Here is a 20239-nt window from a genome sequence, read left to right as displayed (position 1 = left end):
CCGTCGCGACGCCGAGGCTGAGCGGATCGTCGCCGAGCGCGACGCCATCGTCAGTCAAGACTTCTTCGAGCCTCGGGCGTTGGGCGCGCCCGGCGGATTGGCCCGCGCCCGCAACAAGCTGAAGGCCCTGCGCGAGCTGTCTGCCCGAGCCGAGGCCGGCGATGACCGGCTTCGGGATCAGGCGCGCGCGGAACTGGCCCGGGTGCCGGTCTCCGCCGCTCGTCGCCAGGCGATTTTGCGCGACTTCGACGCCGCGGTCGCCCGCGAATACGAACAGGCCGGGATCGGCGCCGAGCTCAGTCAGATGCTGTTCACCGAGATGGACGCCCAGCTCGACATCCTGTCCCGCACCCGCTGGAGCGTGGAGAGCGGCCAGATCATGTTCACGACGGACCGGGACATGACCGCCTTCAACGTCCGGGCTGACCGGGTCGACGAGATCCAGCGGGAGCTGCAGAAGATGGAGCAGGCGCGGCAAACGCGCCTGAACGCCGCCCGCCAGGTTCGCTAGTTCGCGGCCTTGATCGCCTCGACCACGGCCCGGGCGCGGTCGTTCGGCACGGTGAAGCTGAGCACATACTGCTCGATCTTCCAGCCGTCTTCGGTGAGGCGCAGCACGCCCGAGCCGCGCGTCACGCCATAGCTGTCGTTGTCCAGCACCTCGTCGAACCAGGCGAGGCAGCGGCAGTCGATGGGTGCGATGGTGATGACCCGGTTCCGCGGCGTGTAGGTCCAGCCCTGCCCCCGGGCGAAGTAGGGTTCCACATAGGCGCGGAACTCCGGCAGGGACCAGCGTTCGGTCGCATCGGTGCCGATGAAGCGGGCGTCCGGCGTGAACAGGTCGAAATAGACGGTTGTGTCCGCCGCGGTCGAGGCGACGTTCAACTGATCCAGCACGTGGCCGATCTCGACTTCGGCGGACGGCGCCGGCGAGGGGGCGGCTTGCGGCGCGGCGGTCAGCATCAGGGCGGCGATCAAGGGCGTCATGGCGGGCTCCGTCTTGGTCTGCATTGGTAGGTCGGATTTTTAATTTAACCGAATGGTTGACAACGCCTCGGCCCGGGCGCATTTAACCTATCAGTTAGATACGAAGCGCCCCGATGGAAACCGATCCCCTCTCCGCCAAGTTCGCCGCCCTGGCCGACCCGACCCGTCGGGCCATCCTGGCGCGGCTGACCGAGGGCGAAGCCAGCGTCAACCAGCTGGCCGAACCGTTCGACATGAGCCTTCCGGCGGTGTCGAAACACCTGAAGGTGCTGGAGAAGGCCGGGCTGATCAGCCGGGGCAAGGAGGCGCAATGGCGCCCTGCCCGCCTCGAACCCATGGCGCTGAAGAGCGTCGCCGACTGGCTGGAACACTACCGCCGGTACTGGGACGCCAGCTTCAACCGCCTCGATGCCTACCTGAAGAAAATCCAGAAAGGAGACCCTGAAAATGGCCCAAGAAACTGACACCAATCCCTGCAACACCGACGGCGTGGCGCACGAACATTCGCTGACCCTGCGCCGGACCATCGATGCGACGCCCGAGCAGATCTGGAAGGCGTGGATGACCCCGGAGATCCTGCAGCAATGGTTCGTGCCGCGCCCGTGGACCCTGTCGGACGTCCGGATCGATCCGCGTCCCGGCGGCGTGTTCAACTTCGTCATGCACGGCCCCGACGGCGAGACCATGCCCAACAGCGGCATCTTCCTGCATGTCGAGCCGGGCAAGCGCTGGATCACCACCGACGCCCTGACGCCGGACTGGAAACCGGCCGGTCAGCCGTTCATGGTGGCCACCGTCGAGCTGACGCCGACGGCGGACGGCAAGACGGAATACGTGGCTACGGCCCGTCACTGGAACGCCGAGACCATGAAGCAGCATGAGGCCATGGGCTTCCATGAAGGTTGGGGGACCTGCGCCGACCAGCTGGCCGAACTGCTGAAGACCCACTGATCCGTCCCGCCGAGCGCCCCGCATGACCCTCGCTGAAGACCTAACCCAACGCCCGACCCTGAACATGCAGCGCGTCTTCGATGCGCCGCGGCCCCTGGTCTGGCGGGCGTGGACCAATCCCGAGGCGATGGTCATGTGGCTGGGGCCGGTCGAATGGCCCGCGGTCAGCGTCAAACAGGACCTGCGGGTCGGCGGTGAATGGCGGGCTTGTCTGCGGTCGCCCGAGACCGGCCAGGACCTTTGGCAGGGCGGCGTCTATCGCGAGATCGTCCCGCCCGAGCGACTGGTCTTCACCTTCAAGTGGGACGAGTCCCACGAGGACGGCCCGCCGGTGGAGACGCTGGTGACCCTGATCCTGACAGAAACCGAAGACGGGCAGACGCGTATGGATTTCACCCATGAGGGCCTGAAGTCCGAACAGAGCCTGACCGGCCACAAGTACGGCTGGAACAGCACCGCGGACCGGCTGGAGACCTGGCTGGCCGCCAACAAATAGAACCCGAGGAAACGCCATGCAGATCGTGACCAGCCTCAGCTTCCGGGGCCAGTGCAAGGAAGCGTTCGAATTCTACGCCAAGGTCTTGGGCGGCGAGATCACCGCCGCCTTCCCCTACGGCGAAGGCCCGCCCGACATGCCCGTCGGCCCGCAGTACAAGGACTGGCTGATGCACGCCTGGCTGCAGGTGGGCGATCAGGCGATCATGGGCGCCGACATGGACGTCGACTGGGCGCCCAATATCGACAAGCCCAAGAACGGCTTCGACGTCACCCTGCACACCCAGGACGGGGCTGAGGCCCGTCGTTGGTTCGACGCCCTGTCCGAAGGCGGCAAGGTGATCATGGACTTTTCCGAGACCTTCTGGTCGCCGGGCTACGGCAACTTCGTCGACAAGTTCGGCGTGCCGTGGATGGTCAACACCATTCCGTCGGCCGACTGGAAGCCCGCTCAGGGCTGACGGCTTTCCGGGGCGGCCGTATCGCGCCGCCCCCTTCCCCCATTTCCGGAGATTCCCATGAAGGCCACCCCCATGGTCTGGAGCGGTCGCGTGCTGACCGGACTGTTCGCCTTGTTCATCCTCGGCGCCTCGGTCTTCCCCAAACTCAGCGGCATGCCGGTGGCCGAGGAAACCATGGCCCAGCTCGGCTGGCCGCACGGCTACGCCTTCGCCATCGGCCTGATCGAGCTGGGCTGCCTGATCCTCTATCTGATCCCGCGCACCAGCGTGCTGGGGGCGGTGCTGTTCATGGGCCTGCTCGGCGGGGCCATGGCGACCCAGATCCGCGCTGGCGCCCCGCTGTTCAGCCACCAGCTGTTCAGCCTCTATCTGGGCCTAGTCATGTGGGGCGGATTGTGGCTGCGTGACGCCTCCCTGCGCGCCCTCTTCCCCTTCCGCCGCGTCGCCTGAGGAGAGCCGGATGTCCGTCGCCGCGACCATTCCCGAGGCCCTGACCCGTCTCAACATCGTGCGCACCTTCGACGCGCCTCGCGCCCTGGTGTGGAAGATGTGGACCGACCCGGCCCACGTGGCCGTCTGGTGGGCGCCTGAACATTTCACCACGCCCGTGGTGAAGATGGACGTCCGGCCCGGCGGCGCGATCCACATGGTCATGCGCGGCCCTGACGGGAGCGACTATCCGTTCGACGGCCGCTTCATCATCTTGGACGAGCCTGAGCGTCTGGTGATGCGGACCTGGGTGAATGCCGCCGATGGGGATGTCTGGTTCGAGGTCGAGCAGACCATCCGCTTCGACGAGGAGGGGGATCAAACCATCATGCGCTTCGAGGCCGTCGTGCAGCAGGCCAAGGCCGACGCGGTCGGCCCACTTAGCGGCATGGAGGCCGGCTGGACCGGCAGCCTAAACAAACTGGAGCGTCACATCCGAACGCTTTGGGAGGCCTGAGCCGTGCAAAAGGTCCCGCCTCCCGCCTCTCCCGACGCCTATGTCGCCGGCATGGCCGGCTGGCAGGCCGACCTCGTCACGCGACTGCGCACGGCGGCCCTGTCGGTCGGCGGCCTGGACGAGGTGATCAAGTGGGGCCACCTCGTCTATCTTTCGAACGGTCCAGCCTTGCTGATCCGGGCCGAGGGCCAGCGCGTTCTGCTGGGCTACTGGCGCGGTCAGCGGCTGCAGGACATCGAGCCTCGCCTGAAGTCCGGCGGACAGTTCGAGATGGCCAGCATCGGCTTCGCTGAAGGCGAGACCATCGATGCGGAGGTTGTCGTTCGCCTGACCCGGGCGGCGATCACCCTCAATACCGAACTCGGCGACCCCACCAAGGCGGCGAAGAAGATCGTCTGATTCAACGCGCCACGCTGGTGGGGAAGCTGCGGCCCAGCGCCTCGGCCATGCCCTGCTGGGACAACAGGAAGACCGCATCGCGCTGGTGATAGTTGTTCGAGAGCACGATCACCGTCACGTCCGCGTCCGGCTGGTAGGTGACCAGGTTACGGAAGCCGGACCAGCTTCCGGTGTGGAAGATCTGGTTGTCGGTGAAGTCCGGCCGGACCTGGCGGCCCAGTTCCTTGTCGTAGACGCCATAGCCCCATAGCCGGCGCGGGTTGCCCCTTTCGTCCGGCGTGCCGTCCGGCGCGTGGTCGGCGATCATCTGGGCGTAGCTGTGCGGCGACAGGATGTGGCCTCGGTGCAGGGCGCGCTGCCAGACCAGCAGGTCGTCCAGCGTTGAATACAGCGCGCCTGCGCCGAAGATGATGCTGACGTTGGCGTCCGGCTGGGGCGTCGGGCCGCCGGCCAGGTTGGCGTAGCCCATGACCACGTCGGAGGCGCCGTCGTCATAGCCGGTGTCGGCCATGCCCAGCGGCTTGAAGAAGGCGGTCCGCAGATAGGCGTGCAGGCCCATGCCGCTGACCTTTTCGACCACGGCGCCCAGCAGGTTATAGCCGGCGTTGTCGTAACGGACCTTTGTCCCGGGTGGGAATTGAAGTCCATAACGCATGGAATCAGCAGTCAATTCTTCCGGCGTTGCTGGCGTGACGCGGCGCAGCCCCCAGCCCGGACGGGCCATCAGGTCGGGAATGCCCGAGGTGTGCGACAGGAGGTGATGCAGCCGGATCGGCTCCCAGGCGGCGGGGCAAGGCTGGATGTATTTGCAGACCGGGTCCCAGACCGACAGCTTGCCCTCGTCCTGCAGGCGCAGGATGGCGGCGGCGGTGAACTGCTTGCTGACGGAGGCCAGGCGGAAGCGGGAGTTGAGCTCCAGCGGCTTCATCAGGCTGCGGTCGGCCCAGCCGTGGACCTGACGGTACAGGACCTGATCGCCCTTGGCGACCAGCACCCCGCCCGTAAACTGGCCCGAGGCGCTCCAGCGGTCCATCTGCGCCTTGAGATCCGGCAGGCGCTCGACCACCTCGAGCGGCGGGCGCGGCGGCAGGGGATCGGGCGTCACGCGCACGGTCGGCCTGTGGACCGTGGCCCAGGCGATCAGGCCGGCGGCGACGATGACGAGAACGACCAGAAAGCCGAAGGTCAGCCGGGGATGGTTTCCGGCGCGACGGGGAACATGAAACACGGAACGCGGGCTCTTAGACGTCGTAGTCCAGCCCGAACTGGGCATAGAGGGCGCGGCTGTCCTGCCACTTCGGATCGACCTTGACCGTCAGGAACAGGTGAACCTGGCGGTCCAGCAGCTCGGTCAGCTCCTCACGCGACTTCTGGCCGATCCATTTGAGGGTCTGGCCCCCCTTGCCCAGCACGATCGGGCGCTGGCTCTCGCGCTCGACATAGATGGTCTGCTCGATGCGGACCGAGCCGTCGGCGCGATCCTCGAACGCGGTGGTCTCAACCGCCGCCGAATAGGGGAGTTCCTCGTGGACGCGCAGATAGACCTTCTCGCGGGTGATCTCGGCGGCCAGCACGCGCATGGGCACGTCGGCGGACTGGTCTTCCGGATAGAGCCAGGGACCGGCGGGCATGGCGGCGGCCAGCCGCTGGCCCAGATCGTCCACGCCGTCGCCGCTGAGGGCCGAGATCATGAAGACCTCGCTGTAGACGCCCGTCTCGAACAGGGCGTGCGACAGCGCCAGCAGGGTGTCGCGGCGCATGCCGTCGATCTTGTTCAGCGCCAGGATGACCTGTTTGCCGGCGGCCTTCAGCGCGGCGATGATCGTCTCGGTGTCTTCGGCCGAGCGGCGGTCGGCAGCCTGACCTTCCTTGCCCTCGGCGGCGATGTGCGAGGCGGCGTCGATCAGGTGCACGACGATGTCGGCGTCATCGGCTCCGCCCCACGCCGAGGCGACCATGGCGCGGTCCAGGCGGCGGCGCGGGCTGAAGATGCCGGGGGTGTCGACCAGCACGATCTGGGCGTCGCCGTAGATGGCGATGCCGCGCACGGGGAAGCGGGTGGTCTGCACCTTCTGGGTGACGATCGAGACCTTGGTCCCGGTCAGCCGGTTGACCAGCGTGGATTTGCCCGCGTTGGGAGCGCCGATGATGGCGGCGAAGCCGGCACGCTGGTTTTGAGGTTCGGTCAAATCACGCCTTCACGTTGAAGAAGGGCCGTTGCGGCCGCTTTCTCCGCGTCCTGACGTGATCGCCCCTGCGCGGTCAAGGGCGGATATCCGGCTACGCTTGCTTCAACGGTGAATGTCGGGGCGTGATCCGAGCCCGTTCGCTCCACGATCCGGTAGGTCGGAAGCGCCCTGCCCTGCCCCAGCGCCCATTCCTGAAGCGCCGATTTGGGGTTGGTCAGCGCCTTCTTCGGATTGGCCGCGAACTCCGCCCGCCACGCCGTGTCGAAAACCTTGCGGGCCGCCTCGATGCCGCCGTCCAGCCAGACCGCGGCAAGGATGGCCTCCATGGCGTCGCCCAGGACGCCCTCGCGGCGGCGGCCGCCCTGCTTGGCCTCGCCGGGCGACAGCCGCATGGCCGGCCCGACCTGCAGTCGGTCGGCGACGCGGGCGCAGGCGGCCTTGTCGACCAGGGCGTGAAGGCGCGCGGACATGTCGCCCTCGTCGGCCTCGGGGAAGTCGCGCATCAGGGTGTCGGCGACCAGCAGGCCCAGCACGCGGTCGCCGAGGAACTCAAGCCGCTGGTTGTCCAGGAAGGGCCGTCCGCGCGCGTCGCGCTCGGCGCCCTCGCCCACGCTGGCGTGGGTCAGGGCCTGCTCGAGCAGGCCCGCATCCCGGAAATCGTGGCCGAGGTTGCGCGTCAGCGCATGGATGGCCTCGGCCCGACGATCCGCCATCAGTCGAGAACGTTGAACCAGCGGCTCAGGCGAACCTTGGTGAACCAGCTGACCGGATTCCACAGCGAGGCGCCCTCGTTCCACGAGAACAGAATGATCTCTGCCTTGCCGATCAGGTTCTCGGCCGGGACCAGGCCGACGCCGTTCTGCGACTGATCGACACGGCTGTCGATCGAGTTGTCGCGGTTGTCGCCCATCATGAAGTAGTGGCCCGACGGAACCTCGAACACCGGGGTGTTGTCCAGATCGTTGCCCGGACCGAAATCCTGGATGCGGAAGGTCTTGGAGCCGTCCGGGAAGGTCTCTTCGGCCTGGATGATCGGCATGCCGTACATGTTGGTGACATCGGCGTCCGACACGACCACGTCGCGGACCGGCGCGCCGTTGATGTGCAGCACGTTGTTGATCATCTGGATCCGGTCGCCCGGCAGGCCAATCAGGCGCTTGATGTAGTCGGTCTTGTTGTCGCGCGGCAGCTTGAAGACGACGATGTCGCCCCGCTCTGGCGCATGGCTGACCACCGGCAGGGAGACCCGGCCGTTGAAGACCGGCGGGCTGAACGGGATCGAGTGCTTGGAATAGCCGTACGACCACTTGGACACGACGATGTAGTCGCCCTGGTAGAGGTTGGGCTCCATCGAGGCCGACGGGATGGTGAAGGGCTGGAACAGCAGGACGCGCAGGACCAGCGCGATCAGCAGGGCGAAGAAGATCGTCTTGAGGACTTCCCAGCCCTCGTTGGCGCTTCCGCCCGAGGTCTTCTTGCTCTTCTTGGTGCGGGCGTAGACCGGGGTGGCGTCGACATCCTCGAACGGGGCGTCGCCGGCGTCGCTCCAGACGGGGCGCTTCTCCGGTTGAGGGGCGGCGACCGCCACACCGGCCGCGGCGGCGACCGCGGCGGCCTCCACGGGCGTCGGGTGGGTTTCGGCGGCGGGTTCGTCGTGCGCGGCCTCTACGGGCGCGGCGTGATCGTCATGAGCCGCGGGGCCGTGATCGTCATGGACGGCCTCGGCCGGCGCGTGGTGTTCGGCCTCCGCGGCAGGGGCGTGATCGTCGTGAACGGGCGCGGGGTGGGCGTCATGATCGGCCTCGACGGCGGCGGGCGCATGGTCGTCGTGCGCGGCGGCCGGCTCTTCGTGCCCATGCGCCTCGACTTCGGTCTCGTCATGAGCGGCAGTCGCATGATCGTCATGGCCATGCGCGGGCGCGGCGGGTTCGTCGTGGCCGTGACCGGCGTCCGGCCCATGGCCGTGGTCGTCGTGCGGCTTGTTCTCGTCGCTCATGACTCTATCCCCCAGCCGCTGTGCGCGGTCTTTCAGCGGCGAAATCGGTATAACGTGATTAAGCGACGGGCAAGGCTTCGATCACCACGAAGGCGAGTGCGTACGGATGCTCGTCGCTGAGGGTGAGATGTATACGGACTTCATGTCCCGCAGGCGTCATGCGGGCCAGACGTTCCGCTGCCGGACCGGTCAGCGCCATGGTCGGCTGACCCGACCGTAGGTTCACCACCCCCATGTCCCGCCAGTAGACATCGGCGCGCATGCCCGTGCCGAGGGCCTTTGCGCAGGCCTCCTTGGCCGCGAACCGCTTGGCGTAGCTCCAGGCGGGGTCCGGCTTGCGGTCCGAACGGGTGCGCTCGAGCTCGGTGAAACAGCGTGTCTTGAAGCGTTCGCCGAAGCGATCCAGCGACGTCTGGATGCGCCGGATGTCCGACAGGTCCGCGCCGACGCCGAGGATCATAATTTTGCGTCCATGGCGGCGCGCATGCGCTGGATCGCCGTCGCCAGCCCGACGAAGACGGCCTCGCCGATCAGGAAATGGCCGATGTTCAGCTCGCGCACCTCGGGGATGGCCAGCATGTCGGCGGCGGTGTCGTAGTCCAGGCCATGGCCCGCATGGACTTCCAGCCCGAGGTCGGCGGCGCGGGTCGCCGCGGCCTGCAGCCGTTCGAACTCGATCGCCCGGTCGTCGCCCGACAGGTGGCAGTAGCGGCCGGTGTGAAACTCCACGACCTGGGCGCCGACGGCGGCGGCGGCCTCGACCTGGGCGATCGACGGCTCGATGAACAGGGAGACGCGGACGCCCGCGTCGGCCAGGGCTTTCACCACGGGGGCGATGCGGGCCTCGTGGCCGGCCACGGCCAGACCGCCCTCGGTCGTCACCTCCTCGCGCCGCTCGGGCACCAGGCAGGCGGCGTGGGGCCGGTGGCGCAGGGCGATGGCCAGCATCTCCTCCGTCACCGCCATTTCGAGGTTCAGCGGCTTGCCCGCCGTAGCGCACAGATCACTGAGCGCCGCTATGTCGGCGTCGGTGATGTGGCGGCGATCCTCTCGCAGGTGGGCGGTGATGCCGTCGGCGCCGACCGACAGGGCCTCCCGGGCCGCGCGGACCGGATCGGGATGCACGCCGCCGCGAGCGTTCCGCACGGTGGCGACGTGGTCGATATTGACGCCCAGACGGACAAGACCGGCCATTGGCGCGTCCCTATTTCGACAGCCGGCGGCTGCCCGGATCCTCGACCGGGATGGCGGCCAGTTCCGGCGGCAGGGCGTCGGCGGGGTATGCGGGCACGTCCAGGGTCGCCAGGGCGATCAGGGGCACGCCCACGTCGGCGCGGCCGCCCGAGCGGTCGACGATACAGGCGGCGGCGATCACCTCGCCCCCGGCGGCGTTGATGGCGGCGATGCACTCGCGCGAGCTCAGGCCCGTGGTGACGATGTCCTCGACCATCACGACCTTCTGGCCGGGATCGACCTGGAAGCCGCGGCGCAGCTTGAACTCACCGTCCACGCGCTCGACGTACATCGAAGGGACCTTGAGCCAGCGGGCGGTCTCATAGCCGGGGATGATGCCGCCCACGGCCGGGGAGATGGCCACGTCGACCGGGCCGACCGCGGCCACGATCTTCTCGGCCAGCGCCTTGCACAGCCGCCCGCAGCGCTCGGCGTCCATGAACACCAGGTTCTTCTGCAGGAAGGTCGGGCTGTGCAGGCCCGACGACAGGACGAAATGGCCTTCGCGCAGGGCGCCGGCGTCGCGGAATTCGTTGAGTACGTCTTCGGAGGTCATGACCCCTCCCCTAACCCGTGACGGGCTCGCTTTGAAGGGCCGGTTGCGCCGGATCGGCGCTGTTTTCAGCGCCGGGGTTCAGGCCGCGCGCCAGAAGTTCGGCCCAGGCGGTCTCGGCGTCCTCGGCGAAGCTGATCAGATCCAGGTCCGCCGCCTTGACCATGCCGTGCTCGACCAGGGCGTCGAAGCCGACGACCGAGGTCCAGTAGGCCTTGTCGACGAGTACGATGGGGATGGCCCGCTCCTTGCCGGTCTGGCGCAGGGTGAGGATCTCGAACAGTTCGTCGAAGGTGCCGAAGCCGCCGGGAAAGACGACCAGCGCATTGGCGCGCATGGCGAAATGCATCTTGCGCATGGCGAAGTAGTGGAAGCGGAAGGTCAGCTCCGGCGTCGACCAGGGGTTCGGCTCCTGCTCGTGCGGCAGGGTGATGTTGAAACCGATTGACGGGGCCCCGACGTCGTGCGCGCCCCGGTTGGCCGCGCCCATGATGCCCGGTCCGCCGCCCGTGGCGATGACGTTGTCGCGCGGTTGGCCGATCTCGCCCCGCATGGCCCCGCCCCGTTCGGAGGCGATACGGCCGAACTCGCGGGCCTGAGCGTACCAGCGGGCGTGATTGGGGCTGGTCTCCTCCCCCACCCGCGCGCTGCCGAAGACGACGATGGTGGAGCGCACGCCCCAGGCCCTCAGCGCCTCCTCGGCCTTCTCGTACTCCATCAGGAAACGCACGCCGCGCATGCCCTCGCTGAGCAGGAAGTCCTGGTCGAGGGCCGCCAGCCGATAGGACGGCGACGCCATCTGGGCGGCGTTCAGGGGGCGATCGTCGCTCACCCGCGCGCGCGCTCGACCGTGTCGACCGACGGATTGGCGCGCAGAGCGGCCATGATCATGGTGGCGTGGCGTGCGTCCTCGACCTCAACGTCGATGTCCACGTCGAAGAAGTCCTGCTGCCGGTGGCTCATGGACAGGTTGATGATGTTGCCGCCCGCCTCGCCGATGATGGTGGTGACCTGACCCAGCACGCCGGGGGCGTTCTTGATCGTGGCGCGCAGACGGGCGGCGGCGACCGCGCCCTGCTCGGCCTGCGGCGTCCACTGCAGGTCCTGCCAGACCGAATCGTCATCGGCGAACTCGGCCAGCTTCTGGCAGTCGATGGTGTGGACGGTCAGGCCGGCCTCGGGCTCTAGAATGCCGACGATGCGGTCGCCGGGCACGGGCGAGCAGCAGTGGCCGAAGTGGACGCTGACGCCGGGGGTCAGGCCCCCGCCGCGCACGAACAGGCGGGCCTGGTCGTCGGCGATGCGCTTGCGGTCCGGCCCGGCCTTGAGGCGGCCCTTGAGCGCGGGGAACAGGGTCTCGCCGACCTTGGCGGCCGACAGTCGGCCCCGGCCGATGGCTTCGAACAGGTCCTCGTCGGTCTCGACGGCCAGGGTTTCCAGCGCGGGCTTCAGCGATACCTCTTCCAGCGCCTTGCCGGCGCGGGCCAGGGTCTGTTCCAGGGTGGCGCGGCCCAGCTTCTGGAACTCGCCGCGCTCGGAGGTGCGGATGTGGCGGCGAATCGCCGACCGCGCCCGTCCGGTGACGGTCAGGGATCGCCAGTCGGCGGGGATTTCGCGTTTGGCCCCGCGGATGATCTCGACCACGTCGCCGTTCTGCAGCTGGGTACGCATCGGCTTCAGCTCGCCGTTGACCTTCACCCCGACGGCGGAGTCGCCCACCCCGGTGTGGACCGCGTAGGCGAAGTCCAGCGGCATGCCGCCGCGCGGCAGGGTGATCAGGGCGCCCTTTGGCGTGAAGACAAAGACCTGGTCCAGGTACATCTCGAGTTTGGCGTGCTCGACCCAGTCCTCACCGCCCTCTCCGTGCTCGATGACCTGCACGAGGTGGCGCAGGTTCTGCAGCGGATCGCGCCCGCCGTCCTTCTCCATGGCCTCCTTGTCGAAGCCATAGGACTTGTTCTTGTAGGACCAGTGCGCGGCCACCCCGTCCTCGGCCACCCGGTCCATGGCCTCGGTGCGGATCTGCATCTCGATGCGTAGGCCCGAGGGACCGACGACCGTGGTGTGCAGCGAGCGGTAGTTGTTCGACTTGGGCGTCGAGATGAAGTCCTTGAACCGCTCCGGCACCATCGGCCAGGCGCGGTGGATCACGCCCAGTGCGCGATAGCAGTCGTCCTCGGCCTCGACGATGACCCGGAAGCCGTAGATGTCGGACAGGGACGAGAAGCCGACCGACTTCCTCTGGAGTTTTCGCCAGATGGAGTACGGGGTCTTCTGGCGGCCGGCGACGCGGGCGCGGACCCCGGCCTCTTGCAGCACCCGTTCGACCTCGCTGGACACCCCGCCGATGGCGCGGCCGTGTTCCAGCTTCAGCGCTTCCAGGCGGCGCTCGATGGCGGTCTTGGCGGTCGGGTTCAGATAGGTGAAGGCCAGCTCTTCCAGCTCGGACGCGATCGAGTGGATGCCGATCGACCGGCCCAGCGGAGCATAGACTTCCAGCGTCTCGCGGCTGATGCGCTCGCGCTTCTCGGGCTTCACATACTGGAGCGTCCGCATGTTGTGCAGGCGGTCGGCCAGCTTGACCAGCAGGACGCGGACGTCGCGGCTGATGGCCAGGATGAATTTGCGCAGGTTCTCGGCCTGGCGCGTGTGCTCGGCCTGCAGCTCCAGCCGCGACAGCTTGGTCACGCCCTCGACCAGGACGGCGATCTCCTCGCCGAACATGCGGGCGATGTCGTCGCGGGTGGCCGAGGTGTCCTCGACCACGTCATGCAGCAGGGCGGTGACGATGGTGGCCGTGTCGAGCCGGTAGTCGGTCAGGATGCCGGCGACCTGGATCGGATGGGCGAAATAGGGATCGCCCGAGGCCCGCAGCTGCGAGCCGTGCATCTTCATCGCATAGACGTAGGCGCGATTGAGCAGGTTCTCGTCGGCGGTCGGGTCATAAGCCCGGACCGCCTCGACCAGCTCGAACTGGCGCAGCACCTTGCTGCGCTGCGGCTCCAGGTCCTTGACCGGAGCCGCGCTGTCGGCGGGATCGTTCAGATTGGCAGCTTCAGGGGTCGGCGCGGACTGCCGCGCCGGCAGGATGGTGATACCGTTGGCGGGTTCGGCCGTCAGTACCGCTCCTCCTGGCCGCCGTCGCGGTCGCTTTGCAGCGCGCGGATCAGCTCGGCCTCGGCCATGTTCATGTGCTGCGGTTCGGCCAGCAGGGCGACGACTTCGGCTTCGTCCTCGGCTTCGGTGCGCTCATCGACGCGTTGCAGCGTCACGATGATGTTCTCCAGCAGTTCGGCCGGCACGACGGTGTCGTCGGCCAGTTCGCGCAGCGCGACGACCGGGTTCTTGTCGTTGTCGCGGTCGATCGTCAGGGCGGCGCCGTTGGCGATGTTGCGGGCGCGGTGACCGGCCAGCAGAACCAGACCAAAGCGGTTCGGCACCTTCTCGATGCAGTCTTCGACAGTGACGCGGGCCATGAATTTCCTCGGACGCGGGAGAGAACCGCGCAAAATATAGATGTGGACCGCTTTGTGCAACGCCACATGGGCGTATTTTGGGCGTTCTAGCCGCCCGTCGTCGCCATCAACCCGCCCAGGACGAGTCCGACCACCGGCACGATAAAGGCCCAGTAGCGGGTCGGGACGAAGAAGAAACTGCCCGCCGTGGGCTTGAGCAGGACCCGCTCCCCCGTCTTCTCATCCAGCAGCACCCGGCCCTCGCGGCTGTCCAGGGCGCGGGCCGTGAAGAAGATGGCCGCGCCCGCCAGCAGGCCTGTCAGGATGAAACCGATCGCGGGACCCCACGGATCCGGAGCGCCTGTCGCCGTGACGCCGACGATGCTCACGCCGAAGGCGACGATGACATACAGCGGGACCAGCAGGCCCCAGCCCGACCAGATGATCATGGCGTCCCTTTCGGATGTCCGCGGCCACAGTCTTCCGGTCCAGGCGTCCGGGTCAACCTGTGCCGACTACGCGATCGGCGCTGCGTCCAGCCCGACGGACGCCGTCTGCGCCAGCCAGGCGGCCGTTTCGCCGCCCGGATGCCGCCAATCCGGGGCGATCTCGGCCAGCGGCCCCATGACGAACAGGCGCTCGGCCGCGCGGGGGTGCGGCAGGATCAGACCGTCGAAATTTCCGGTGATGCGGCCATAGGCGATCAGGTCCAGGTCCAGGGTTCGGGGGGCGTTGCGGACGTCGCGCTGGCGCCCGAAGGCCTCCTCGATCCGTCCCAGGGCCGCCATCAGGGCATGCGGATCATGGGCGGTGCGGACCAGGACGACCCCGTTCAGGAACGGCGGGTCCTCGCGGTTCGGCCAGGCGTCCGAACGCCACCAGGACGACCGGGCCAGCACATCGATCCCTTCGCACCGGAACCGCGCCAGCGCCGCCTCCAGCGCCTCGCGGCAATCGGCCCAGGCCCCCTTGTCATTGCAGCCCAGCGCGACGATGACGGCGGAGTCCGGATCGGGCTCGCTGTCTATTTCGACGGAGGGTGGGACGCCCATTTCTGCGGAGACCTTTTCCATGACGCCCAATCCAGCCGATCGCACGGCCCTGTTCATCGACGGGGCCAATCTTTACGCCGCCGCGAAGGCGCTGAACACCGATCTCGATTTCCGCAAGCTGGTGGAGATGTATCGCACTCGGGGCGATCTGGTTCGCGCCCTCTATTACACCGCCGTGGTCGAGGGCGAGGAATTCTCCCCCATCAAGCCGCTGGTGGACTGGCTGGACTACAACGGCTTCACCGTGGTGACCAAGCCGGTCAAGCGCTTCACCGACGCCCAGGGCCACACCCGCACCAAGGGCAATATGGACATCGAGATCGCCGTCGACATGCTCGAACTGGCGCCCCGGCTGGACCACGTCGTGCTGTTCTCCGGCGACGGCGACTTCCGTCGGCTGGTGCAGGCGGTTCAGGCCAAGGGGGTGAAGGTCACCGTGGTCTCGACCGTGAAGACCCAGCCGCCTCACATCGCTGACGACCTGCGCCGCCAGGCGGACCTGTTTGTCGACCTCAACGACCTGCTGGCCGAGATCGGGCGGCCCCGCGTCAACGGCGGCCCCCCGCTGCGGGACGACCGCGCCTAGGCCTTGCCCCGCCGGCCGGGTGTGGCTCTCGCGCAACGCGAATCACACCACGAAGAACCGTGATCCGCAGCCCGGGAACAGCGCCCTCTTCGTGACGTTTCACGGACAGCTTTGGAGGCTGTCATGGGCAGGAGAAACGGGGTGTTCACCCCGCGCGAACGTAGAACGGCGCTGATCGCGCTACTGGCCGCCGTCGCGGTCGCGGCCGGGGGAATGGCGATCCAGCCGCTGATCAAGCCGTCGCTGGGACCGGGCGGAGCCGACGCCTATCTTTCGGCGCCGACGCCGGGCGTCCTGGATGCGACGCCGCTGGTCGGCTGATCGCCGCCTAGCCGCGTTCCTTCATCAGCCGCGCCTTGTCGCGCTGCCAGTCGCGGTCGGCGCTGGCCTGGCGCTTGTCGTGCAGCTTCTTGCCCTTGGCGAGCGCGATCTCGATCTTCGCCTTGCCCGCCTCATTCAGATACAGCCGCACCGGGATGATGGTCTGGCCGTCGCGCTGGACCGCGCCGATGAATTTGTCGATCTGCTTGCGATGCAGCAGCAGCTTCCGGTGCCGCCGCGGCTCGTGGTTGAAGCGGTTGGCCTGTTTGTAGGGCGGGATGTCGGCGTTCACGAGCACGATCTCGCGCCCCTCCACCGCCGCGTAGGATTCGGCGATGTTGGCCCGGCCGTCCCGCAGCGCCTTGATCTCGGTTCCGAGCAGGGCGATGCCCGCCTCGGTGTAGTCCTCGAGGAAATAGTCGAACTTGGCCCGGCGGTTCTCGGCCAGCACCTTCATCTTCGGTTTGTCGGAGGCCATGCGCCCTTGATCCTATCCCAACCCGGCGTCGGCCATCGCACGGTCGATCGCGGGCTTCACGGCGTCGGCGGTCGGGGCGAGCGGGAGGCGGACCTCCTCGGTGCAGAACTGCAGACGCGACAGGGCGTATTTGGTGGGCGACGGCGAATTGTCGAGGAACAGACCCTTGTGCAGGCCGATCAGGCGGTCCTGCCACTCGCGCGCGGCGGCGTAGTCCCCGGCCTGCGCCGCCTCGTGCAGGGCGACCATGCCCTCGGGCGCGACGTTCGAGGTGACCGAGATTACTCCCACCCCGCCGTGGGCGTGGTAGCCGAGATAGCTGGGGTCGTCGCCCGAGATCAGGTCGAACTGGCCGCCGATGTTGGCGCGCATCCAGCTCACGCGGGCCAGGTCGCCGGTGGCGTCCTTGATGCCGACGATGTTCGGATGCGCCGCCAGCCGGGCGACCGTCTCATTGGCCAGGTCCACGCCCGTCCGGCCCGGGACGTTGTAGAGCACGATGGGCAGCTGGACGGCCTCGGCGATGGCCTCGAAGTGGGCGGCCAGGCCGGTCTGCGACGGACGATTGTAGTAGGGCGTGACCACCAGCGCCCCGTCAGCGCCGACGGCCTTGGCGTGGCGAACCAGGTCGATGGCCTTGTCCGTCGAGGACGAGCCCGCCCCGGCGATAACGCGGACGCGTCCGGCGGCGACCTGCACGCACAGTTCGACGACCCGCTGGTGCTCTTCGGGATGCAGGGAAGCGCTCTCTCCGGTCGTGCCCATCGGCACGACGCCGTGAACTCCGGCGGCGATCTGGCGTTCGAGCAACCGCGTGAAGGCGGCTTCGTCCACCTTTCCGTCACGAAGTGGTGTGATCAGGGCGGTGATCACGCCCTTGAACAAGGGGGCGGTCATTGAAACGATGGTCCTGCGTGGAATTGGGCGACACTCGCCCGGAAGCGAAGCGCCGGAGGGTAGGTTGCCGGTTCACGGACCGCAACCACGACGAATGGGGATAGGACACGGAATGATCGGAACTAGCCTCGCGGCCGCCCTGGCCCTTCTCGCCCCCGCGCCCGAGAGCGTCCTGCCGCAGGAAGTCCCCTACTACGCCTCCGCCCCCGCCGGTCCGGTCAGCAACCAGCCGCGCACCCTGAGCGATCAGGACACCGCCCTCTTCCGCCAGGGGCTGGCCGCCGCCCGCGCCCGCGATGTGACCGGCGCCCGCTCCGCCATGGCCCAGATCGGCGATCCGGCCGCCCGCAAGCTGGTCGAATGGGCCCTGCTGGACACCGCCGCCGACCAGATGTCGTGGGGCGAGTTGGCTGACGCGCCGACCCGTTTCGCCGGCTGGCCGCGGGCCGACAGCCGCCGTCAGGCGGTCGAGCGCGCGCTGGACCGTTCCTACGCCGGTCCCGACGCGGCCCTGGCCCTGTTCGAGCGCGACGCCCCGACGACGGTGCAGGGCGCTATCGCCCTGGCCGACGCCCTGGAGCAGCGCGGCCGCCGCGACGAGGCGCGCCGCCTGATCAAGGACTGGTGGCGGACCCGCAGCTTCGAGGCCGACCAGCAGTCGCGCATCCTGACCCGATGGGATTCGGCCCTAACGCGGGATGACCACGAGACGCGGCTGAACATGCTGCTGCTGGGGCCGCACGGCCCGGCCACGCGAGCCATGATTCCCCTGGTCTCGCCCGAGCGGCAGGCCGTGGCCAACGCCGTGGTCGCGTTGCGCACCGCCTACAGCCCCGACGCCATCGTGGCCGGCCTGTCGCCGTCGCAGGCCATCGAGCCCGCCGTGGTGCTGGAGCGGGTGCGGATCCTGCGCTCGCAGAGCCGCCAGTCGGAAGCCTTCCCGATCCTGCGCTACCTGCCGGCCGCGCCGTCCTCGACCGACGCCCAGAGCACGCTGTGGAGCGAGCGCCGCAACTACTTCCTGGACGCCCTGCAGGCCCGCAACTGGCAGGCCGCCTACGACGCCTTCGCCGGTCACGGCTTCCCGTCCGGCGACCGCAAGGTGGACGCCGAGTTCTTCGCCGGCTGGGTCGCGCTGGTGAAGCTGAACGATGCGGCGCTCGCGACGCGGCATTTCGAGACCCTGCGCCAGTCCTCGACCACCCCGATCACCCAGGGCCGCGCCCTCTACTGGCTGGGGCGCGCCGCCGAGGCGCAGGGCAGCGTTCCGGCCGCCGTGAACTACTACCAGGCCGGGTCGCGCCACTTCCAGACCTTCTACGGCCAGCTGGCCGCCGAGAAGGCCGGACAAACTTCGATCACTCTGCCCGCCGACCCCGAGCCGTCCAACGCCGACCGCGCCGCCTTCGAACGGAACGAGGTCGTGCGCGCCTGGCGCGTCCTGGGCGAGACCGGCGAGGCCAGCCTGTTCCGCGTCTTCGCCTATCAGCTGGACGACGATGTCCCGACGGTCGAGCAACTGGCCCTGATGATGGATACGTCGCGCGGCTACGGCGAGGGCTTCACCGCCATGATGATCGGTCGCGCCGCCAGCCAGCGCGGCTATCTGCTGCCCGAGCGTCAGTACCCCATCCGCATGCCGCCGAGCGTGCCGGGCGCCGCGCCGCTGGAGTTCACCCTGGCCATCACGCGTCAGGAATCCAGCTTCGACCCGCGCGCCCGTTCGCACGCCAACGCCCGGGGCATGATGCAATTCCTGCCCGCCACCGGCCGCGGCGTGGCGCGACAGCTGGGCCTGCCGTTCTCGGACGAGCGTCTCTACGATCCCGACTTCAACATGACGCTGGGCAGCTTCCACCTCGGCGACCTGATGAACAATTTCGGCGGCTCGATGCTGCTGACGACGGTGGCCTACAACGCCGGTCCGGCCCGTCCGCCGCAGTGGGTGGCGCGCTGCGGCGATCCGCGCGCGGGGACCGTGGACCCGATCGAATTCATCGAGTGCGCGCCCTTCACCGAGACGCGCAACTACATGATGCGGGTCATGGAGAACATGTCGATCTACAAGGCCCGGCTGAACGGCGGGACCGCGCCGCTGAGCCTGTCGCAGGACATCCGCCGCGGCGTGCCGCGTGGACCCCAGCCCTATGCGACGGTGTCGGGTGAGGAGCCGCTGCGCACCCCGGACCCCGAACCGGGCGAGTAGCGCAGACCGGACAGCAGCGGGCCGTCCGGGGTCTCGATCCAGCGGGCGGACAGGCCGAAGACGCGCGCCATGATGTCGGGTGTCAGGGCGTCCAATGGCGCGCCGTCGGCGACGGCCCATCCCTCGTGCAGCACCGCCACCCGGTCCGCATAGCGGGCGGCCAGTGTCAGGTCGTGCAGGCTGACCAGCACCGCCTGCCCGGCCCTCGCCCGCGCCTTCAGCCGTTCCAGCACCAACAGCTGGGCGTCGGGGTCCAGGCCGGCGATCGGCTCATCGACCAGCAGGGCCTTCGCCGGAGCCGCCAAGGCTCGTGCCAGCAGCACCCGCGCCCGTTCTCCGCCCGACATCTCGGCCACGCCCCGGTCCGCCAGATGCCCGGCCTCGACCTCGTCCAGCGCGGCTTGAGCGGCGGCTCGCGCCGCGCCGCCGGACAGGAAGGGCGCGCCCAGGGCGGCGATCTCGATGGCGGGCAGATTCCAGGCGATACGCCGTTCCTGCGGCAGGTAGGCGACCCGCTCGGCGCGCTGCCGGGCGGACAGGGTCCGGACGTCGTCCCCCTGCAGGCGGGCGACCCCGCCGGTCAGGGGCAGAAGCCCCGCGAAGGCCCGGATCAGGCTGGACTTGCCGGCCCCGTTCGGACCGACGACGGCCACCAGCTCGCCCGCGTGAACCTCCAGGTCGGCGCCGTCCAGCACCTGACGCCCGCCCAGCCGGGCGTCGGCGTCCCACATGGTCAGCGATGCGATCATAGCCGCCACTCCTTCGCGGCCCGCCAGGCGATCATGGCGAACAGGGGCGCGCCGACCAGGGCGGTGAACACCCCCAGCTTCAGCTCCTGATCCGTCGGGGTGATCCGCGCCAGCAGGTCCGCGCCGACCAGCATCAGCCCGCCCGCCAGCGCCGCCGGCGCCAGCAGCCGGGCCGGATCGCCCCGCACCGCCGCCCGCGCCAGATGCGGCGCCGCCAGACCGACGAAACCGATGACGCCGGACACGGCCACCGCCGCGCCCGTCGCCAGCGCCGCCGCCAGCAGG

General features: G+C 68.6%; 28 protein-coding genes. 11 read left to right on the top strand and 17 right to left on the bottom strand.

What is annotated here, in order from left to right:
- The coding region (locus Q0C81_RS03800; RefSeq protein ID WP_291833756.1) for a hypothetical protein at positions 1–511 on the top strand (511 nt) is incomplete at its 5' end.
- Here Q0C81_RS03800 and Q0C81_RS03795 read toward each other — a convergent pair.
- Positions 508–987: a nuclear transport factor 2 family protein gene (locus Q0C81_RS03795; RefSeq protein ID WP_291833753.1), complete on the bottom strand. Its 480-nt coding sequence runs from the start codon at positions 985–987 to the stop codon at positions 508–510. The genes Q0C81_RS03800 and Q0C81_RS03795 overlap by 4 nt on opposite strands.
- 113 nt (positions 988–1100) lie before the next feature.
- Here Q0C81_RS03795 and Q0C81_RS03790 point away from each other — a divergent pair, with 113 nt between their 5' ends.
- The 7 genes from Q0C81_RS03790 to Q0C81_RS03760 are packed head-to-tail and all read left to right on the top strand — an operon-like array spanning position 1101 to position 4239.
- Complete coding sequence (locus tag Q0C81_RS03790) at positions 1101–1451, top strand: helix-turn-helix transcriptional regulator (protein ID WP_291833750.1); 351 nt, start codon at positions 1101–1103, stop codon at positions 1449–1451.
- Positions 1435–1938 carry an SRPBCC family protein gene (locus tag Q0C81_RS03785; protein ID WP_291833748.1) on the top strand — a complete coding sequence of 168 codons (504 nt, stop codon included), beginning with the start codon at positions 1435–1437 and terminating at the stop codon, positions 1936–1938. The genes Q0C81_RS03790 and Q0C81_RS03785 overlap by 17 nt, the downstream gene beginning before the upstream one ends.
- 22 nt (positions 1939–1960) lie before the next feature.
- A complete protein-coding gene (locus Q0C81_RS03780) occupies positions 1961–2434 on the top strand; it encodes an SRPBCC domain-containing protein (RefSeq protein WP_291833746.1) in 474 nt (157 codons plus the stop codon).
- A gap of 16 nt (positions 2435–2450) precedes the next feature.
- Positions 2451–2894: a VOC family protein gene (locus tag Q0C81_RS03775; RefSeq protein ID WP_291833743.1), complete on the top strand. Its 444-nt coding sequence runs from the start codon at positions 2451–2453 to the stop codon at positions 2892–2894.
- Between the two features lie 57 nt (positions 2895–2951).
- Positions 2952–3344 carry a DoxX family protein gene (locus Q0C81_RS03770; RefSeq protein ID WP_291833740.1) on the top strand — a complete coding sequence of 131 codons (393 nt, stop codon included), beginning with the start codon at positions 2952–2954 and terminating at the stop codon, positions 3342–3344.
- A gap of 10 nt (positions 3345–3354) precedes the next feature.
- Positions 3355–3840 carry an SRPBCC domain-containing protein gene (locus tag Q0C81_RS03765; protein WP_291833737.1) on the top strand — a complete coding sequence of 162 codons (486 nt, stop codon included), beginning with the start codon at positions 3355–3357 and terminating at the stop codon, positions 3838–3840.
- Between the two features lie 3 nt (positions 3841–3843).
- Positions 3844–4239 carry a DUF1801 domain-containing protein gene (locus Q0C81_RS03760; protein ID WP_291833734.1) on the top strand — a complete coding sequence of 132 codons (396 nt, stop codon included), beginning with the start codon at positions 3844–3846 and terminating at the stop codon, positions 4237–4239.
- 1 nt (position 4240) lies between these two features.
- Here the strand turns inward: Q0C81_RS03760 and Q0C81_RS03755 are convergent, their stop codons facing one another.
- From Q0C81_RS03755 to folK, 12 genes are all read right to left on the bottom strand, one after another.
- Positions 4241–5467 (bottom strand): serine hydrolase, encoded by a 1227-nt coding sequence (locus tag Q0C81_RS03755; protein ID WP_291833731.1) that lies wholly within the window; start codon positions 5465–5467, stop codon positions 4241–4243.
- 13 nt (positions 5468–5480) lie between these two features.
- A complete protein-coding gene (gene era / locus Q0C81_RS03750; protein ID WP_291833728.1) occupies positions 5481–6428 on the bottom strand; it encodes a GTPase Era in 948 nt (315 codons plus the stop codon).
- A complete protein-coding gene (rnc, locus tag Q0C81_RS03745) occupies positions 6425–7141 on the bottom strand; it encodes a ribonuclease III (protein ID WP_291833725.1) in 717 nt (238 codons plus the stop codon). Before rnc ends, era begins: the two co-directional genes overlap by 4 nt.
- Positions 7141–8016, bottom strand: coding sequence for a signal peptidase I (gene lepB / locus Q0C81_RS03740; protein ID WP_291833761.1), 876 nt, complete (start codon positions 8014–8016; stop codon positions 7141–7143). Before lepB ends, rnc begins: the two co-directional genes overlap by 1 nt.
- A 466-nt stretch (positions 8017–8482) precedes the next feature.
- Positions 8483–8884, bottom strand: coding sequence for a holo-ACP synthase (gene acpS, locus Q0C81_RS03735; protein WP_291833722.1), 402 nt, complete (start codon positions 8882–8884; stop codon positions 8483–8485).
- Positions 8881–9618, bottom strand: coding sequence for a pyridoxine 5'-phosphate synthase (locus Q0C81_RS03730; RefSeq protein WP_291833719.1), 738 nt, complete (start codon positions 9616–9618; stop codon positions 8881–8883). Before Q0C81_RS03730 ends, acpS begins: the two co-directional genes overlap by 4 nt.
- Before the next feature lie 10 nt (positions 9619–9628).
- Positions 9629–10213: an orotate phosphoribosyltransferase gene (gene pyrE / locus Q0C81_RS03725; RefSeq protein ID WP_291833715.1), complete on the bottom strand. Its 585-nt coding sequence runs from the start codon at positions 10211–10213 to the stop codon at positions 9629–9631.
- A gap of 10 nt (positions 10214–10223) precedes the next feature.
- Complete coding sequence (locus Q0C81_RS03720) at positions 10224–11009, bottom strand: TIGR00730 family Rossman fold protein (protein ID WP_291833759.1); 786 nt, start codon at positions 11007–11009, stop codon at positions 10224–10226.
- A gap of 29 nt (positions 11010–11038) precedes the next feature.
- Entirely contained in the window at positions 11039–13195 is a 2157-nt protein-coding gene (locus Q0C81_RS03715) for a bifunctional (p)ppGpp synthetase/guanosine-3',5'-bis(diphosphate) 3'-pyrophosphohydrolase (RefSeq protein WP_291833713.1), read from the bottom strand.
- Positions 13196–13326: 131 nt separating this feature from the next.
- On the bottom strand, positions 13327–13686 hold the full coding sequence (rpoZ, locus tag Q0C81_RS03710) for a DNA-directed RNA polymerase subunit omega (protein ID WP_291833710.1): 360 nt from the start codon (positions 13684–13686) through the stop codon (positions 13327–13329).
- An 86-nt stretch (positions 13687–13772) separates the two neighbouring features.
- Positions 13773–14114 (bottom strand): hypothetical protein, encoded by a 342-nt coding sequence (locus tag Q0C81_RS03705; protein ID WP_291833705.1) that lies wholly within the window; start codon positions 14112–14114, stop codon positions 13773–13775.
- A gap of 66 nt (positions 14115–14180) precedes the next feature.
- Positions 14181–14738: a 2-amino-4-hydroxy-6-hydroxymethyldihydropteridine diphosphokinase gene (gene folK / locus Q0C81_RS03700; protein WP_291833702.1), complete on the bottom strand. Its 558-nt coding sequence runs from the start codon at positions 14736–14738 to the stop codon at positions 14181–14183.
- Here folK and Q0C81_RS03695 point away from each other — a divergent pair.
- Complete coding sequence (locus Q0C81_RS03695; RefSeq protein ID WP_291833699.1) at positions 14737–15303, top strand: NYN domain-containing protein; 567 nt, start codon at positions 14737–14739, stop codon at positions 15301–15303. The genes folK and Q0C81_RS03695 overlap by 2 nt on opposite strands.
- Before the next feature lie 123 nt (positions 15304–15426).
- Positions 15427–15624, top strand: coding sequence for a hypothetical protein (locus Q0C81_RS03690; RefSeq protein ID WP_291833696.1), 198 nt, complete (start codon positions 15427–15429; stop codon positions 15622–15624).
- 7 nt (positions 15625–15631) lie between these two features.
- On the opposite strand, the gene smpB is transcribed toward Q0C81_RS03690, so the two are convergent.
- Both smpB and dapA read right to left on the bottom strand, forming a co-directional pair.
- Positions 15632–16102, bottom strand: a complete 471-nt coding sequence (smpB, locus tag Q0C81_RS03685) for an SsrA-binding protein SmpB (protein ID WP_291833694.1) — start codon at positions 16100–16102, stop codon at positions 15632–15634.
- A gap of 12 nt (positions 16103–16114) precedes the next feature.
- Positions 16115–16999 carry a 4-hydroxy-tetrahydrodipicolinate synthase gene (gene dapA, locus Q0C81_RS03680; RefSeq protein WP_291833691.1) on the bottom strand — a complete coding sequence of 295 codons (885 nt, stop codon included), beginning with the start codon at positions 16997–16999 and terminating at the stop codon, positions 16115–16117.
- Between the two features lie 112 nt (positions 17000–17111).
- On the opposite strand from dapA, the gene Q0C81_RS03675 reads away from it, so the two are divergent.
- Entirely contained in the window at positions 17112–19205 is a 2094-nt protein-coding gene (locus tag Q0C81_RS03675; protein ID WP_291833688.1) for a transglycosylase SLT domain-containing protein, read from the top strand.
- Here Q0C81_RS03675 and Q0C81_RS03670 read toward each other — a convergent pair.
- Both Q0C81_RS03670 and Q0C81_RS03665 read right to left on the bottom strand, forming a co-directional pair.
- Positions 19145–19954 carry an ABC transporter ATP-binding protein gene (locus tag Q0C81_RS03670; protein WP_291833685.1) on the bottom strand — a complete coding sequence of 270 codons (810 nt, stop codon included), beginning with the start codon at positions 19952–19954 and terminating at the stop codon, positions 19145–19147. The two genes, Q0C81_RS03675 and Q0C81_RS03670, sit on opposite strands and share 61 nt — an antisense overlap.
- The coding region (locus tag Q0C81_RS03665) for an iron chelate uptake ABC transporter family permease subunit (RefSeq protein WP_291833681.1) at positions 19951–20239 on the bottom strand (289 nt) is incomplete at its 5' end. The genes Q0C81_RS03665 and Q0C81_RS03670, both read right to left, overlap by 4 nt.

It is taken from the genome of Brevundimonas sp., from assembly GCF_023259385.1.
In the GTDB taxonomy this organism is placed as follows: Bacteria; Pseudomonadota; Alphaproteobacteria; order Caulobacterales; family Caulobacteraceae; genus Brevundimonas.
This window is presented reverse-complemented; position numbering and strand designations above follow the sequence as displayed.